General features: G+C 63.9%; 2 protein-coding genes. Both read right to left on the bottom strand.

Annotation, left to right across the window (positions count from 1 at the left end; translation table 11 throughout):
* Window positions 1-906, bottom strand: a 906-nt coding sequence (locus tag JNN06_RS17380; RefSeq protein WP_291240852.1) for a TIM barrel protein, incomplete at its 3' end; no start/stop codon positions are given.
* A 2-nt stretch (window positions 907-908) separates the two neighbouring features.
* Window positions 909-2,440 (bottom strand): bifunctional rhamnulose-1-phosphate aldolase/short-chain dehydrogenase (locus JNN06_RS17375; RefSeq protein ID WP_291240851.1); only part of this gene is annotated, 1,532 nt, incomplete at its 5' end.

Raw genomic sequence — 2,440 nt, 5'->3', positions numbered from 1 at the left:
CCACACCAGAAACAGCCGGAACGGATCAATCGTGCCGCTGTCCAGATCGTCATCGCCATATTTGCTGTCGTTGAAATGAAACCCGCCCAGCTTGCCCGCCCGGATCAACCGCGCCACGATCATCTCGATATTCACATTCGGCGCGTGATGCCCCAGATCGACCAGACATTGCGCCTTTGGCCCCAGCTCCTGCGCAATCATCAGGCTGGTGCCCCAATCCTGCACCACCGTCGAATAAAACGCCGGTTCATAGATCTTGTGTTCGCTGAACAGCCGCCAGCCCTCGGGCAGCCCGGCATAAATCGCCGTCATGCTCTCCAGATAGCGGTCGAACTGGCGGCTGAGCGAGGTCTGGCCGGGGAAGTTCGACCCGTCGCCAATCCACACCGTCAGCGCGGTCGAGCCGATCTCTCGGCCAATCTCGATACATTCCAGATTATGCTCCACCGCCTGCGCGCGGGTGGCGGCGGCGGTATGCGACAGCGAGCCGTATTTGTAGCTATGCGTCTGATCCGCCTGATCCTGAAAGGTGTTGGAGTTCATGGCATCAAAGCCCAACCCATGCTCCGCCGCCTTGGCCAGCAGATCCGCCGCCGGCGCCTTGTCCCACGGGATATGCAGCGAAACCTTCGGCGTGGCTTGCGTCAGGGCATGAATGACCCCGCAATCATCCAGCTTGTCAAAGATATGGCGCGGCTCCCCCTCGCCGGGAAAGCGCGCAAAGCGCGTGCCGCCGGTGCCGGTGCCCCAGCTGGGCACGGCCACGCCAAAGCCCATGGCGCGGGCGGTGATCGCCTCGATCTCCACGCCCCGGCGCGCCAGTTGCGCCCCAAGGGCCTCGTAATCCGCCGTCAAGGCGGCATGGCGGGCGGCGTTTTCGGCCTCGATCAGGGTCTTGTCCATCATGCTCACCGCGTGAAAGCCTGCACATTGCCCGCATCGACATTCAGGATATTCCCGGTCGATTTGGCCGAAAGGTCCGACGCAAAGAAATAGGCGCCTTCCGCAATATCCTCTGGCAGGACCGAGCGTTTCAACATGCTGCGCTGGCGATACATTTCTTCCAGCCCCTCCTTGTCCTTGCCATAGGTCGAGGCGCGCTGATCCAGCCATTCGCCCGACCAGATCTTGCTGCCCCGCAGCACCGCATCCGGGTTCACCACATTGACGCGAATCCCGGCCTCGGCGCCTTCCAGCGCAAGGCAGCGCGCCAGATGAATTTCCGCCGCCTTGGCGGTGCAATAGGCGCTGGCATTGGGCGAAGCGGCCAAGCCGTTTTTCGACGCCACAAACACCACCGATCCGCCAATCCCTTGCGTGCGGAAGCATTTGAACGCCTCGCGCGACACGAGGAAATAGCCGGTGGAGAGAATATCCATATTCTTGTTCCACAGCGCGAGGCTGGTTTCCTCGACCGGCGCCGAAGAGGCGATCCCGGCATTGGAGACCAGAATATCCACGCCGCCGAACTCCACCGCCGTCTCGGCATAGGCGGCGATCACCTGCGCCTCGTCGGTCACGTTCATCGCCACGCTGCGCACCAGATCGGCCCCGAACACGCGGGCCATGCCCGCCGCCACATCCGCCGCCGCCGCGCCATCAATATCGGCCAGCACCACGCAGGCGCCCTCTTTCAGAAAGCGTTCCGCCGTGGCCGAGCCAATGCCGCCCGCGCCGCCCGTCACCAAAGCCACCCGGCCCGCCAGCGCCTTGGGCTTGGGCATCCGTTGCAGCTTCGCTTCCTCCAGCAGCCAGTATTCGATGTCAAAGGCCTCCTGCTCGGGCAGGCCCTGATAGGTGGAAACCGCACTCGCGCCGCGCATCACATTGATCGCGTTCACATAAAACTCGCCCGAGACGCGGGCCGTCGCCTTGTCCAGCGCGAAGGTGATCATGCCCACGCCGGGCACCAGCCAGACCACCGCGTTGGGGTCGCGCAGCGCCGGGCTGTCAGGCTTTTTGCAGCGGTCGTAATAGGCCGCGTAATCGGCGCGATACGCCGCCGCTGCCTGCGCGAGGCCCGCAATCGTCGCCTCCAGATCAGGCTTGGCCGGATCAAACTGCACCAGCAGCGGACGAATTTTGGTGCGCAGGAAGTGATCGGGGCAAGAGGTGCCCATCGGTGCCAGCACCTCCAATTGTGCAGACCCCACAAATTCCAGCACTGCCGGGCTGTCGTCGAAATGCCCCACCTTGTGCCGGTCCTGCGAGATCAGCCCCCGAATCACCGGCATCAGCCGCGCCGCCACCGCCCGGCGTTCGTCAGCCGGAAGCGTGGGCCGCACCTGGCCGCCAAAAGCCGGCTTGCCCGCCATCCTGGCCTCCAGCCAGCTTGCCGCCTTGTTGATGATCTCCAGCGTGGTCAGATAGCACTCTTTCGCATCATCCGCCCAGGTGAACAGCCCGTGGCTCTCCAGCACCGCGCCGCGCATCTGCGGGT

The sequence above is a fragment of the Gemmobacter sp. genome (assembly GCF_016792925.1).
GTDB lineage: Bacteria > Pseudomonadota > Alphaproteobacteria > Rhodobacterales > Rhodobacteraceae > Gemmobacter.
This window is presented reverse-complemented; position numbering and strand designations above follow the sequence as displayed.